This window comes from Phycisphaera sp., from assembly GCA_025916675.1.
Taxonomy (GTDB): Bacteria; Planctomycetota; Phycisphaerae; order Phycisphaerales; family UBA1924; genus JAHCJI01.
The window spans coordinates 1,821,178-1,835,030 of sequence record CP098402.1 but is presented as its reverse complement, the minus strand read 5'-3'; the positions used below and the strand labels follow the sequence as shown (position 1 = coordinate 1,835,030).

Annotated in this window: 9 protein-coding genes; 5 read left to right on the top strand and 4 right to left on the bottom strand. The window is 66.9% G+C overall.

Features of this window, described 5'->3' with window-relative positions; genetic code table 11:
* Positions 1 to 79: 79 nt before the first annotated feature.
* On the bottom strand, positions 80 to 949 hold the full coding sequence (locus NCW75_07890) for an enoyl-CoA hydratase-related protein (protein ID UYV11223.1): 870 nt from the start codon (positions 947 to 949) through the stop codon (positions 80 to 82).
* Positions 950 to 1,531: 582 nt separating this feature from the next.
* A complete protein-coding gene (locus NCW75_07885) occupies positions 1,532 to 2,413 on the bottom strand; it encodes an OmpA family protein (GenBank protein ID UYV11222.1) in 882 nt (293 codons plus the stop codon).
* 223 nt (positions 2,414 to 2,636) lie between these two features.
* Here NCW75_07885 and NCW75_07880 point away from each other — a divergent pair, with 223 nt between their 5' ends.
* The 3 genes from NCW75_07880 (at position 2,637) to ccsA (ending at position 8,200) form a co-directional block, all read left to right on the top strand.
* Positions 2,637 to 3,872, top strand: coding sequence for an amidohydrolase family protein (locus NCW75_07880; GenBank protein UYV11221.1), 1,236 nt, complete (start codon positions 2,637 to 2,639; stop codon positions 3,870 to 3,872).
* A 75-nt stretch (positions 3,873 to 3,947) separates the two neighbouring features.
* Complete coding sequence (locus NCW75_07875) at positions 3,948 to 6,425, top strand: hypothetical protein (GenBank protein UYV11220.1); 2,478 nt, start codon at positions 3,948 to 3,950, stop codon at positions 6,423 to 6,425.
* Positions 6,422 to 8,200 (top strand): cytochrome c biogenesis protein CcsA, encoded by a 1,779-nt coding sequence (gene ccsA / locus NCW75_07870; protein ID UYV11219.1) that lies wholly within the window; start codon positions 6,422 to 6,424, stop codon positions 8,198 to 8,200. Before NCW75_07875 ends, ccsA begins: the two co-directional genes overlap by 4 nt.
* Positions 8,201 to 8,863: 663 nt before the next feature.
* Here ccsA and NCW75_07865 read toward each other — a convergent pair.
* Positions 8,864 to 10,696, bottom strand: a complete 1,833-nt coding sequence (locus NCW75_07865) for a hypothetical protein (protein ID UYV11218.1) — start codon at positions 10,694 to 10,696, stop codon at positions 8,864 to 8,866.
* A 266-nt stretch (positions 10,697 to 10,962) separates the two neighbouring features.
* Between NCW75_07865 and NCW75_07860 the strand changes: the two genes are divergently transcribed.
* Together NCW75_07860 and NCW75_07855 are read left to right on the top strand one after the other, a co-directional pair.
* Entirely contained in the window at positions 10,963 to 12,327 is a 1,365-nt protein-coding gene (locus tag NCW75_07860) for a hypothetical protein (GenBank protein ID UYV11217.1), read from the top strand.
* Positions 12,328 to 12,667: 340 nt separating this feature from the next.
* Positions 12,668 to 13,342, top strand: a complete 675-nt coding sequence (locus NCW75_07855; protein ID UYV11216.1) for a hypothetical protein — start codon at positions 12,668 to 12,670, stop codon at positions 13,340 to 13,342.
* Positions 13,343 to 13,451: 109 nt separating this feature from the next.
* Here NCW75_07855 and NCW75_07850 read toward each other — a convergent pair whose 3' ends face one another.
* Positions 13,452 to 13,847, bottom strand: a complete 396-nt coding sequence (locus NCW75_07850) for a S26 family signal peptidase (GenBank protein ID UYV11215.1) — start codon at positions 13,845 to 13,847, stop codon at positions 13,452 to 13,454.
* Positions 13,848 to 13,853: the final 6 nt, after the last annotated feature.

Here is a 13,853-nt window from a genome sequence, read left to right as displayed (position 1 = left end):
CCCGCTGAGAGCCCGCCAGGACCGAAAGCCCGATCAAGATGCGATCAGGCGGCGGGCGGGGTTGGGGCGGGCGTGATGCTCACTTCGACCGGGCGAAGAACGCCTCGATCGCCGCCCTGCCCGCGTCCTCGTGTCGCAACCGCACAAGGTGGTCCCGTTCGCATTGCAGCGCGGCTTGCCAGCCCTTCTCCAATCCAACACCCACCGCGTCGGCAACCGCCTTCGCCGGGCCGGTGTCGCCGAGTTCTGGGGATACGGCGTCCAGCGCCTCACGGACCGGCTGGGCGTCGCGGCCGATCCACTTGTGCGGCGCCCCGTTTCGCGTTGGCGCGGGGCCCTGGCCGCGGATCCAGTCGGCGGCGAGTTGCCTGAGCCCGGAAGCGTCCTGGGCGATCAGGTCGAACAGCCCCGCGTCGGCGGCCTCGGGGTAGGGCAGGGGCGTGCCCGACGCCGTCTTCTCGATGGCCACGCCGGGGGTGATGCGGGCGGGCAGCAGGTTGGTGCCGCCCCAGCCGGGGCAGATGCTCAGGCCGGCCTCTGGCAGGCCCACGGGATACGGCTTCGCGCCAGGCGCGCCGATGAGCCCGTCGCAGTGCATGGCCAGTTCCAGCCCGCCGCCCAGCGCGGCCCCGTTGATCGCCGCGGCCGTCCACACGGGCATCTGGTGCAGGCGGGCGAAGACCGAGGCCCCGAACTCGAGGTACGCGTGCAGGTCGGCGTCGCTCAGGTCGCGGACGGCCTTGAGGTCGGCCCCGGCCACGAACACCTTCTCCGAAGCGCTGGCGAGGACCACGCCGGCGACGCCGTCGAGGTCGAGGCTGGCCAGCGTGGCGCCCAGGGCCTCCAGCAGCGGGCGGTCGAGCACGACGACGGGAGAGTCCTGCTTGAGCTCGACGATGAGGACGGGGGTGCCGCGGTCGTCGGTGTGGACGGGGAGTGGGGTGGTCATGGGTAGGGTCTCCTAGGTGTCGTTGGCCGAGTCTACGCCTGGCATCTCCACTCGCTGTAGATCGCTGGCGCGAACCCATTCGCCGAGCCTGGGAACACTCCACGCTCGCGGAAGCCGGCCAAAGAAGCCCCATACTTGCCAACTCGTATCTCGCTGGTCCGAAGGTCGAGAAAGCAGACCCCACGGCGGAGGGTCGGGGAACCAAGCCCAGAGTCCATACGTGAGCACGAGATCTTCGCCCTCGAAGGAGCAATAGCACTCGGCGTCAAAGTCTGAAAACTTGCTTCGTTGCATCCCGAAGAGCGACTCTCCGCTAGGCCACTCGTCACGAACGCTGCGCCATACGAGTGTTTTTCGTGCTCGTTCCTCAAACCCTCTTCGCTGTTCGGCCTTGATGTCACGGGCGGCGTTGTATGGGATTGGCTCCCAGATGTTCCAGAAGTTTTCGTCGGTTGGCATGCGTCATTCTTGTCCATATGCGCTGCATAGACCGTGATCTGTCTGCGAATCACCACCACCGCTCATCGCACGAAAAAGCCCGGGCTTGCGCCCGGGCCTCGTTCGGATCGGATCGCTCGCCGCTTACTTATCGATGATCGGGCCACGGCTGCCGCGGGCGTCGTCGATGTCGGCCTCGATGCCTGTGCTGGGGACGGACGTGAAGCCGGTGGTGCCGGGGGCCGTGCTCGGGCGGATAAAGATCTCCACGCGGCGGTTCTGCGGCGTGTTGCCGTTGCTGGTGTTGGGCACCATCGGGCGGTGCTCGCCCCAACCGCTGGCCTGGATCTGGTTGGCCGGCAGGCCCATCGTCACCAGCTCACGCCGCACCGAGATGGCGCGGTGGGCGGCCAGGTGCATGTTGGTGGGGTGACGCTCGCGGGTGCGCGAGCTGATGGGCTGGCTGTCGGTATGGCCGACGATGTCCAGCTCGTAGCCGCGGGCCTCGGGGGCTTTCAGGATCTCCGCGAGGTCGGTCAGGCTCTGGCGGCCGTCGGCCGTCACGGCGTCCTGGCCGCTGGCGAAGGTCAGGTCGCTGCTGAACCGCAGCATGCCGCGGTCGGGGTCGTACACGATGCGGCCGGCGTACTTGCGGGCCAGCTCGCGTAGGGCCTGGTCGGTGCGGCGGTCGAGGCCCATCAGTGAGACCTCGCTGACCTGGTCGCCCAGGGCGAGCAGGCGGCGTTCCATCTCGCTCAGGTCGCCCTGCGCGCCAGCGAGTGCGGCATTGGCCTGCTGGGCGGCGGCCTCGGCCTGCTGACGCAGGCGGCGTTCGTTCTCGAGCTGGCCGGCGTAGCTGCCGTGCTCCTGCTCGAACTGGGCGAGCTGGTCGCGCAGCATGCGGTTGTCGCGTTCGGCCGCGTCGAAGCGGCTCTGGCTGACGCAGCCGCCGAGGGTGGTGGTGATCAGGCCGCCCAGGGCAAAGAGCATGAGCGGACGGGTGTTCTTCAATAAGCTGCGGGTCATCTGGATCCTCCGTGCTGGCCCGTGTCTCTGCCCGGTGTTAGGGGGAGTGGGGCCCGGTCCTTCCTGGGCGAATTCATTCGGTGGGCGCCCGGCGCCCCTCGTACTATCGGAGTGCGTGGACACACCCCATCACACAACTGGAGAGCCGGATTCCTCCGCCGGCCCCGCCGAGACTAGAGCGTCAGAATATGCCGCGCTGGGCGCTCCCAGCCGAGTTTTCTCGGTGCGATGCGCAGGTTTTGCCGATGCCCGCGGCTCGCTCCCGACAAGCGACAGCCTGCTGGTGCAAACGACAGGCTCGCGATCACGGCGCGTGCTGGCCATCGGTTCGGCGGACGAAGTGCGAACGCACCCGGCCTGGGCCCACGCCACCCACCACGACCTGCCGGGCTACGTCGTCGCCCCGGCCCTCGTCAACGCCCACACCCACCTGGACCTGACGCACATCGGCCCCCAGCCGTTTGGTGAGGGCGGCTTCTCGGCGTGGATCGACATGGTGCGATCGGGGCGGTTGATTGAGGATGACGCTATCGCAAAGAGCACGCGCCAGGGCGTGGCCATGCTGCACAAAGGCGGAACCGTGGCGGTGGGGGACATCGTGGGCACGGTCAACGGTGCGCCCTCACTCGCCCCGGTCCGGGTGCTCGACGAGGCGGGCGTGCTCGGCACGGCGTTCCTCGAGTTTTTCGCACTCTCAGAAGATGGCTCGCCGGGCGTCGATCGGGCGCTCGCGCGGGCGAGTGAGTTCCAGCCCGAGACCATCGGCCTGGGCCTCCAGCCCCACGCGCCATACTCGGCCTCGCCACGCGCCTATCAGCGGGCCCGCGAGCGGGGTTTGCCGGTCTGCACCCACCTGGCCGAGAGCATGGCCGAGCGGCAGGTGGTAGCCGACGGTGCCGGGCCAATGCGGGACATGCTGGCCGGCTGGGGGTTGTGGACCGACGGCGTGGCGGGCCTGTTCGGGCAGGGGTACTCCCCCGTGCGGCACCTGATCGACTACCTGGAGCAGATGCTGGTCGTCCACCTGAACGACCTGGGCGACCCCGACATCGAGTTGCTGGCCAAGGCGGGATCCCGCGTGGCGTATTGCCCGCGATCCTCGGCGTATTTTGGTGCGGACAGGGTTTTTGGCCCGCACCGCTACCGCGACCTGCTGGTCGCCGGTGTGCCGGTGGCCCTGGGGACCGACTCGGTCATCAACCTGCCGACCGAGAGCGTCGAGACTCGCGGCATCTGCGTGCTCGACGAGGCCCGGCTGCTGCTGGAGCGCGACGGCACCGACCCCGACTTGCTGCTGGAGATGCTCTACACCCACGGCCCGGCGGCGGTGGGGCTGCCGGTGGGGGCGTTCCGGATTGGGGCCGGCACCGAACTTGCCGGCCTGATCGCGGTCGAGGCGGGCGACGCCGACCCGGCTCTGGGCCTGCTGGCCTCGGTGGGGCCCATTTCGTTCCTGTAATGGTAGATATTTTCCGGTTGTGCAAGAACCAATCCGGCGGCGGATCGCTACACTTGCCCAACCGCCGGAGACGCGATGAGCCGAAAGTGGCAGCAGGCCAAACGATGGGACGACGAGCACCTGACCGGGCCGCTGCTGCCCCTGAAGTGGGTGCTGCGTTTGCTCAGCAGCGTGCTCTTTGGGGTCGGGATGCTTGTGGTCGTGGCCCTCTACGGCGCACTGGCGAGCCTGCCGGTTGGGCTGCTCGTCACTGGCCTGACGTGGGGCGTGTACGGCCTCTCGCTCATCGCGGCTATCGCGCTCGTCGCAGCACCGGCGGTTGTGGTCGTCGGCAAGCTCACGCGCGGCAGCGAGCGCGGTTGGCGGTTCTTCTTCGTGTTCGCATCGCTCTTAGTCGGCGCGACGGTTGCAACGCTGGGTTGGTATGAGCTTGCTTGGCCCGCGCTGCGGTACGAGCCCGCGACCGGCGAGGGCTTCCGCCTGCTGGGCTCGATCGCCGACGAGTACGCCGATGTCACCGTCCGCCGCCTGCCCGCGTTCGAGATGACCGAGCTCGAGTTCTACTCCTGGTGGCCGCTGCGTGTCGTGCTCGTGCTGTTTGTGCTGACCATGATCGTCAGCACCGTGCGGCGGATCGCCTTCAACCTGCCCAACCTGGGCGTGCTGACAGTGCATACCGGCATCATCACGCTCGGGCTAGGCAGCATCTACTACGGCTCGATGAAGCTCGAGGGCGACGTGCTGCTGCTGGCCGGCCCGACGGGCGCGAGCGGCATGCCGGGCGAGGGCCCGCCGCAAGCGGGCTTCTATGACCGCGGCCAGGTCGCGCTCTGGGTCAGCCAGGGACGCGGCTGGGACCAACGCCTGCTCGACGGCGTGCCACGCTACAACGCGTACAACCTGCGTGCTGGCCTGGACGAGAGCGCGCTCGAGACGGCCGAGATCATCCGCCCACTCAAAGACGTTGAACGCACGCTTGATCGCCCTGTCCCGCCTGCGGTGTCGACGATTGGTGATGTCGATATCAGCTACCGCATCGTGGGCTACGCGCCCTACGCCGAGCAGCGCGCCGACTGGACGCCCGCGACGCCGCCAATCGTTGAGCAACCAACGCCATTGCACTTCGTCGAGTTCTTCAGCGCCGTGACGCCGCAGGGCGAGATGGTGCCCAGCGATCGACCGATGCTGCGGTTCTACTTCGTGCCAAGTCGCCCGCGGCTGCGCGTGTCGCAGTTGCCGTTTATGACCATCGAGTACCGCCAGAACATCGACGAGGCGAGCTGGCGTGAGGCGACCGCGCCGGCACCCAGCGATGCGAGGCACGCACTCGCGATCACCCTGCCGGGAGAAAACGTGCCGACGGTGGTTCCCGTGGCCGCGGGCCAGAGCTTCGAGTGGGGTGGGTTGTCGTTCGAGGTTGAGCAGTTGCTGCCCGAGCCGCCGTTCCCTATCATCACCGAGGGCTACGAGGACGCGACCAGCAGCGTGGCGATCGTGAACATCACCAGCGGTGACAACGCCATCACGCGATGGGTGTACAACGCGTTCCCCGAGATCAGCCAGGACCTGAGGGACGGCGAGCAGGCCGACGGCCGGCCGAACCGCGAGGCCGCCGACGAATCGCTGGTGCGCGTGCGATACCTCGACCTGACGCGCATGCACGTGGTGTTCGACGATCGCGGCGACCGCACACGCGTGGCCATCCGCCAGCCGGGCAATGTTGTTCGCACGATCGACGACGCTGGCGTGGGCGACCGCTTCGAGATCGTGCAAGGGCTCGACCTCAAACGCAGCGGCTCGTGGGCCCACGCCGTCGAGACCAAACGCCCCGTCCCCGTGCCGCCGGCCGACCGTGAGGGCGAGTTCATCGGCACGCACGACCGCGCGATGCTCGCGGTCGAGGTGAGCCAGGGCGACTGGAAGCGCACCGTCTGGCTGCCCTTCATGAAGTACCTGAACATCGGCCAGGCCGACGCGACGCGCGTCGAACTGCCCGACGGCCGCAGCGTGCGTCTCGCGTTCGCGCGGGCCCGCCGGGCGCTGCCTGGGTTCCAGATCCGCATGACCGACTTCGAGATGGTCGCCTACGACCACCGCGGTGCCCCGCGCGACTACCGCTCGACCATCCGCGTCGAGCCGAGTGGCCAGGAGCTGTGGTTCGAGCCCTACACCCGCAAGACGCAGCTCAACGCACCGCTCCGTGCTCCATTCGTGTGGAGCGACGAGCGATCGCTGCCGGCCAACGTCGCCGGCTTCGTGGGTTCGCGTCTCGACCCCGCCCAGTTCAAGTTCGCCCAGGCCGGCTGGGACGCCCAGGGCTGGGAGCGCACACAGGCGATGGCCGACCAGGGGCTCGTCCCCGGGCCGTACGCCCAGTTCACGATCCTGCACGTGGGCAACAACCCGGGCATCCACGTCATCGCGCTCGGTGGCGTGCTCATGGGCATCGGCACGCCGTGGGCGTTCTACGTGAAGCCTTGGATGCTCAAGCGTCGCAAGGAGAAGCTCGCGGCCCGGCACTCGCCCGGTTCAAAGAAGTTGGAGGCGGCATGATGCGTTCATGGTTCACGATCGCGGCCGTGTTGTTGCTGGCCACATCGGCCCTCGCCCAGCTCGAACCCGCGGGCAACCAGCACCCCGAGGCGCAGGTCGCCGTCGACGACCACGGCCACAGCGCGCCCTTTGGTGAGCCGCGGCTGCTGAGCCAGACGCCCGAGCAGAAGGCCGCCTTCGCCGCCGCGATCGACCTCTCTCCGCTCCGCGCCACCGCCGTCTTCCACAACGGCCGTGTCAAGATCCTCGACACGCTCGCACGCGAGATGCTGCGCACGATCACCGGCCGCGAGCGGTTCGAGGACCTCGTGCTCGCCGACGGTGCCACGCTGAGCAGCGAGGCCGAGCGCTACGCCGCCGCCGACCCCGAACGCTTCGACAAAGAGAAGTTCGACGCCCTCTTCGTGCTGCTCGACCTCTCGATCGACCCGGCCCACTACGCCGATCGCCCGCTGATCGCCATCGACTACCTGCCGGTGCGCGAGTATTACCTCGAAGCGGCGTTCCAGGGCGATCAGGACCGGCAAGACCTCTGGCTGCGCATGACTCGCGTCAGCCCGATCATGGTCGAGACGCTCAGCCAGCCGATCTTCGACCGCTACGGCCACCTCGAGCCCGTTCGTCGATCGATCGGCCGGGTCGACAACGCCCTGCGCGTGGCTGCTGGCGCGGGGGCCACGCTGCGTGTTGTCGCCCCCGAAACGAACGCCCAGCAGTGGGTCCACGTCGAGGATCTTCCAGATGGGCATCCCGCCCGCGCCGCGGCGGTCGAGCTCGGCCGCGCCTGGCGCGCCCTCGACGCCGACGCCGCCAACGCCTCGATCGCGACCTTTGCCCAGCAGCTCGCGGCGATCAACCCAGAGACCCACCCCGCCGGCCGGGCCCGCGTCGAGCTGATGTACAACAACGGCCGCTTCTTCGATCTGGGCATGTGGGCCTACGGCCTGAGCTTCCTGGCGCTCATCCTGGCGTTCGGCACGGGCCGCAAGTGGCTGATCGGCTTGGGCGTCGGCCTGCTCGCGGGCGCGCTGATGCTCCACGCCAGTGGCTTCGTGCTGCGGTGCGTGATCTCGGAGCGCTTCGCGATCCAGAACCAGTTCGAGTCGATGGTGGGCCTGAGCCTCTTCGCCGCCGTCGTCGCGACCGGGCTCATGCTGCTGAAGCGCCAGTGGCTCTTCGGCGCCGCCGCCGCGGGCGTTGGGTTTCTCGTGCTCATCGCCGCGACGCAGACGGCCATGCCCGGCCAGACCATCGGCCGCGAGGCGGCGATCCTGAACACGAGTGTTCTATTAAAATACCACGTGACGACCGTGCTGGTTAGCTACGGCCTCATCACCGTCGGCTTCCTGTGCAGCGTGTTCTACTTGTTAGTTTCATTAATGAGCAAACGCCAGGGGGCGCGCGAGGCCGCTTCGGTTGCGCTGCGTGATCCAAGCGAAACCGGCCAGCCGCGCACGCTCGCGCGAACACTCGACGACCTCGACAAGGCCCAGATGACCGTCCTCCAGCTCGCCTTCTGGACGCTCGGCGTGGGCATCCTGCTGGGCGCCTGGTGGGCCGACCACTCGTGGGGCCGCTGGTGGGCGTGGGACCCCAAGGAAACCTGGGCCCTCATCACCTGGATCGTCTACCTCATCGTCATCCACGTGCGGCTCATCATGGGCCGCGGCAAGGCCCTGCTCACCGCCTGGCTCAGCGTCGCGGGGTTCGTGATCATGCTGTGGACGTACTTCGGGGTGAACTTACTTCTGGCGGGGCTGCACGCCTACGCATGAAGGCGCTTCGCTTGGTCGGGCGGAGCCCTCCCGGCGCGAGTGTGTAGGGGTTGGAAGTAGGGGTAGGGTGAAGTGTTCGTAGTTGGAGAAGGAAGAGGGGTTCGTCCTACGCCCTCCCCCGCTCCCAGCGGGGGAGGTGGCCGAGGTCTTCCGAGGTCGGAGGGGGGCTTCCCATCGTCCAACCATCAGATCGGATCGATCGGACCCGGTTTCCCATCGCCCGAGAATCATCTTCCATCGATCCGAAATGCCATCCGCTCGATCGGAAACGATTCCCCCTCGATCCGGATCGATTCCCCATCGCCCGGAAACGATTTCCCCTCGATCCGGAATGGTTTCCCATCGATCGGAAACGATTTCCCATCGATGGAAAATCGTTTCCGAGGGGCCGGATCGGCCGCCAGACGCCGTGAGAGCGATTTTCGTTACCGGTCCCGCTCCGCGGGGCGTGGGCGGGGTGCCTCCCTCCTTCCGCGCTGCGTGTGTACGCGGCCTTCTTCTTGGTCGCCTCGCCGGCGGGGCCCTGCGCCGGGACAGGCGCTCGAAGACGAGCGGATGCCCCTTCGCGGCATGGTGAACGCGGAGGTCGCGGAGGGCTCGGAGGGGCATGAGAACGGGCCCGCTGTAGCGGGCCCGTGGGGTGAATCAAGATATCCGAACCGCTTACGGCCCGGTCGCCTTGTCGTACTCGTTGAGATAGATCGCCGCGTCGGTCGCGTCCGTCGTACCGTCGGTGTTCATGTCCACCCGGCGGGCACCGGTGGAGTAGTAGTTGTTGAACATCGCCAGGTCGTAGAGGTCGGTGCCGCCCTCACCGTTGAGCTCGGGGCTCTGGCAGTTCAGCGGGAGGAAGAACAGCCAGGCGTTGCGCTCGTCGGCGTCCTTCACCAGCGTGTGGACCGACCAGAAGCCGCAGAACAGCGGGTCGGCCTGCATGTCGGCGTAGTCGGCCCAGAAGTTGGTTCCCGTGAAGGGGGCCGCCGGGCCGGCCTGCACGGTGATCTCCACGCCCGGGGCCGTGTAAGTGTTGTTGAGCACCACCTGGCGGATCTGCGGGTAGGTGCTGGTGTCCGAATACGTGTACTGGATGTGCGCCTGGCCCTGGGGCGTCACGCCGATCGTCGGGTGATAGCGGTCACCGGTGCCCGCGTCCAGCCGTCCGCTGGCGACAACGACCGGGTTCCACGGCGTCGTGGTGCGGAAGTTTGTCAGGTCCGGGTCGATCACGTACCACTGGACCACGTAACGATTGGCAGGCGCATCGGTCATCAGCGACGTGTCGCTCGGGGTAGCGTGGTGGGCGGCAAAGATGCGGGGGTTGTTGTTCGCATCACGCACGAGCACCGCCGAGGTATAGAAGGCGCTGGTGACGCCATCAAGTTCGTTCATCATCGGCAACTGCGGGTTGTAGCTGCCACTGTCAAAGAATCGCAGCGCGTTGGCCGTCACGGGGTTGGGGTTCAGGGCCATGTCGTCCAGGGCCGTCTGGCCGACGTTCAACCGCTGCTCGAACTTCCATCGCTCGTTCTCGGGCGTGGTGCCGGGCGCGTCGTCGTACCAGAGCCCGGCGAGCCGGATCCCAGTGTTCAGCCCGCTCTCCACGGGATGACTCGCAAAGAACTGGGCGTTGGCGAACTGCTCGAATGGCTCCTGCACGGCGTAGGACTCGATGGAGTTGTCAGGTACGAACGTCTCTGTAGCCGTACTCGCTAGCCGGCTTCGCCACAGCATGATGATGTCACTCTCGTCTGGTCGATCGCCGTTTAAGAGTGAGCCGTTGGAGTGTTCCAGCGGGATAATGGCAACCGTGCCAAAAGTCTGGCCAAATAGGATTTCGGGTCGGCTGTAAGGCGTGAGGTAGATTGCCCGTTCGTCGATGGCCATGGCGGGGAGGTCAGCCAGCGTTGCCAAGGGATTATGACCCTGATTAATGCGGAACGGGGTGACCCGCGGATCCGTTTGCGGATCGATCGGAGTGCCAAGATTGAGCGCGTCGCCGTCAGTGCCGGATGCGCCAATACCGGTGAAGAAGTGCCAGTCATCGCTGTTGAAAGAGTTAAGTCCACCTGCAGGAATGGCTTGGGAGACCGCCAGGTGGATCCGGGCCAACTCGCCGCTGCCTCCTGGGAAGCGGATGTTGTCCTCGACGTACATCATCCACAGGCGATCGTTCGCCTTGTCGTACTCCACGCGCGGGTCGAAGAAGCGGCCGAAGGGCACGTCTACCTTCTTGAACGGGAAGGTGGCGTCCTCGACGCCGAAGTCGGCCAGCGGCTGGCCGCCCGTGCGGGCGAAGAGCCGCAGCCGCATGTTGCTGGTAACGACGACCGCCTCGGCGTTGACGCCCACGCCGCCGTCGACCGGGCGCGAGCCCAGGTCCCGCGGATCGCTGGGGTCGATGCTCTGGGTGCTGAAGGCGGGCTGCTTCACCTGCTGCTGGGCGATTGCCAAGCCGGCGGTGAGGGCGAGGCAAGAAACCGCAAGGCGTGTGTGCACTGGTGTGCTCCTGGTATGGGGTGCGAACGACCACAACTAATATCCTCGATGGCCGGGCAGAGTCAAGCGGGAAACGAACCCGGAACACGAGATGGTGTCTGATCTCACCCGGCGCACGGCGGACGTACGCCCCCCGTGCGGAGTCCGTGTGGGAGTACAGAGAAATTTGTGTTGAGTCGGCCACGCGATAACCAAAATTCTCTTGCAATCGGTCAACAGAATCGCCATACTTATGGGTGACGACACACTTCCAAGGAGCCCTTCCGATGCGATCCGTCCCTGCCTTACTCGCTCTCTCGATCCTCGTCTTGCCCGCGGTCGGACAATCACCCTGCGAGCCCCAGCGACTCCAGCCGCCGGCCTTCGCTCGATATGGAGAGTTCGGCTACCGCGTGGAAATGAACCAGCGGCATCTGCTGATCGCCGACTGGCGGGGCGGGGCTGCCTGCGTGCCGCCCGGGTCGTGCGTGCATGGCGAGGTGAACGCGTACGAGCGTGACTCGTTTACAGGACTGTGGATCCACCGCCAGACCATCACCCTCGCCAGCATCGAGCCGGGCGACTTCTTTGGCTTCGACATGGATCTTGACGGCGACCGCCTGCTGGTGGGTGCCATCGGGAGTGACCTAGCGGGTGCCAATCTTGGCGCGGCCTTCGTGTTCGACTTCGACGGCGACCGCTGGGTCGAGACCGGCACGCTGCTGCCGGTGCGCGACGTGCAAGGGTTCGGTCAGTTCGTCGCCCTGAGCGGCGACTGGGCGATGGTCGAGCAGTTCAACTTGGTCGAGCTGTACGAGTTGGCCGGGGGATCCTGGGTCCACCGCCAGACGATTGTGCCCGAGGAGCCCGGCGTCGCCCTGGACTTCGGCACCGTGGTGGCCATGGATGGCGAGTGGCTTATGATCGGGGCCGCCCAGGATCGCGGCGAGGTAATCCAGGGCGGTGCTGTGTACGTCTACCGCCTCGGACCGGATGGCCTAGTCACCCCATACCAGACGCTACGGCCGGTCACTCCGGATCGCATCCAGTACCACTTCGGTCAAGCATTAGCTATCGAGGGTGGCACGCTCGCCGTAGGTGCGCCAGCGGATGCTCGTGGAGCGGTCCATATCTATAATCTCGTTGGCGGCAGGTGGGAGCTGGCAACGCGTCTAGCTTTCGAGGGTGCGGATACTCTGACTAACCTCGGCTGGAGCGTCGACCTTTCGGGTGACACCCTTGTCGCTGGCGCAACCGAAGAAGGTACTCCACTCTCCGGCGGTGCCGGCCATGTGTACCGACGAGGCGGCGGCGACGTGTGGCGTGAGATATATGTGGCCAAGCCACCGTTTCCGTCCTCTGGCTTCGGCTTCGGCTCGGGCACCGACGGCCGCTACGCGGTGTTTGGTGCTGACGACGAGCCACGCGGCTCGGAGACCGACCCCGTGGGCGCGGCCCACATCTATGACCTCGGCTGCCTGCTGTGCGCTCCCGACCTCGACGCCGACGGCACCCTCACCATCTTCGACTTCCTGACCTTCCTGAACCTCTTCCAGGACGGCGACCCCATCGCCGACTTCGACGGCGACGGCGAGCTGACCATCTTCGACTTCCTGGCGTTCCAGACGGCGTTCGATGCGGGGTGCTCGTAAGAGAAGAGGGCAATTGGCATTGGGCAATAGGCAATTGGGAAGAAGAAGATAAGAAAGAGGTCCGCGTGGTCACCCACGCGGCTCGGTCGGAGCACCCCACTTCCTGCTCATCTTCCCTCTGTGCCTCCGTGCCTCTGTGGTGATCCCCTCTTTCCGGCCTGCGAGGCCGCGTTCCAGGAAATCTTCCCGATTCCCTCGATACCCGCTCAAGCCGCCCCCACACAACCCCGATGAACCCTCCAGAACGCCGCGAGTCCGGATGGTCCGGACCCTCGCGGCGAAACGCGAACGCGTGCCATGCCTCTCGCAGGGACGGCCCGCCAGACATGGAGTGGTCACAATGCCACGAGTCCCCGAAAAGGACAGCGAACTCATCACCTGGGCCTCCGAACGCATCACCGCCTGGGCCGGCCAGGGCTCGCCGCCGGACATCGGCGTCGATGCCGCCCAGGTCGCCGAAGCGGCCGGAAAGCTGGCATCGCTCGAGGCGGCCATGGACGAGGTGGTCAATATCCGCGCCCTGTCGACCGCGGCCACGAGCACCAAGGACAACGCCGCCGCCGACCTGCGCACCAACCTGGGCGGGCTCATCGGCATCATCGAGGGCTATGCCAAGAGCACCGGCGACCCCGACGTGTACAACCGCGCCCTGATCCCCGCGCCCAAGCCCGCCAGCCCGCGCAGCGAGGCGGCTACGCCCACCGAGGCGCTGGCCGATGGCCTGCCCGACGGCTCGGTCGAGTTCAGCTTCAAGGTTGCCGCCGGCTCGGGCGCGAGCTTCGAGGTCCAGCGCCGCATCACGCCCCTCGACGGCATCGACGGCGGCTGGCAGCCGCTGACCACGACAGGCGAGAAGAAGTACCTCGACCTGGCCGTGCCGATCGGTCAACGCCGCGTCGAGTACCGCGCCCGGGTCGTGCTGAGCAACAACGTCAAGGGCGACTGGAGCACGCCCGCGCCCTTCGACTTCGGCAGCGCCGGCAGCCAGGGCGGGCCGGTGAGCGTGGCGGCCTGACGCCGCATACACGATCGGTTGGGATCCGGGCAATGCCGGGGTGGGACGCGAGCCCTGCCCCGGTTGCTCGTTTGAGAATGACGCGAGGCCAGCTGACAAAGCGCAACGACTAGCGAGTGCTGAGGACGACGCGGCCAATGACAGCAGATTCGTCGATCATGATCTGACCGGTGCCGTTACGGTTGATGGTGAGTTCGCCGGTCGCCGTGTCAAACGCGTCGACGCGGCCGAGCCAGGCCGCACCGGTTGTGTGGCGATAGGCGATGATCTGGCCGGGTTGGAAGTCGCCGGCCAGCTTGTACACCAGCACGCGTCCGTCCTGTGGGATCTCCGGCTCCATCGAGGCCACCGGCACGACGAACACCTCGGCCACCGTGGTGCGCACGCCGATGGTGAGTAACACCGCGGCGGCAAGACCGATGCCGGTGCGTTTGAGACGGCGGTGCCAACTGCGCGGTGATGCGATGGGTGCTGTATCGCTCGACGTGGTCTGCTTGAAAGTCATGGTGTG

Coding starts and splice junctions, on each gene's coding strand:
- NCW75_07890 (UYV11223.1), bottom strand. CDS start 949: ATGACCACCCCACTCCCCGTCCACACCGACGACCGCGGCACCCCCGTC.
- NCW75_07885 (UYV11222.1), bottom strand. CDS start 2,413: ATGACCCGCAGCTTATTGAAGAACACCCGTCCGCTCATGCTCTTTGCC.
- NCW75_07875 (UYV11220.1), top strand. CDS start 3,948: ATGAGCCGAAAGTGGCAGCAGGCCAAACGATGGGACGACGAGCACCTG.
- ccsA (UYV11219.1), top strand. CDS start 6,422: ATGATGCGTTCATGGTTCACGATCGCGGCCGTGTTGTTGCTGGCCACA.
- NCW75_07860 (UYV11217.1), top strand. CDS start 10,963: ATGCGATCCGTCCCTGCCTTACTCGCTCTCTCGATCCTCGTCTTGCCC.
- NCW75_07855 (UYV11216.1), top strand. CDS start 12,668: ATGCCACGAGTCCCCGAAAAGGACAGCGAACTCATCACCTGGGCCTCC.
- NCW75_07850 (UYV11215.1), bottom strand. CDS start 13,847: ATGACTTTCAAGCAGACCACGTCGAGCGATACAGCACCCATCGCATCA.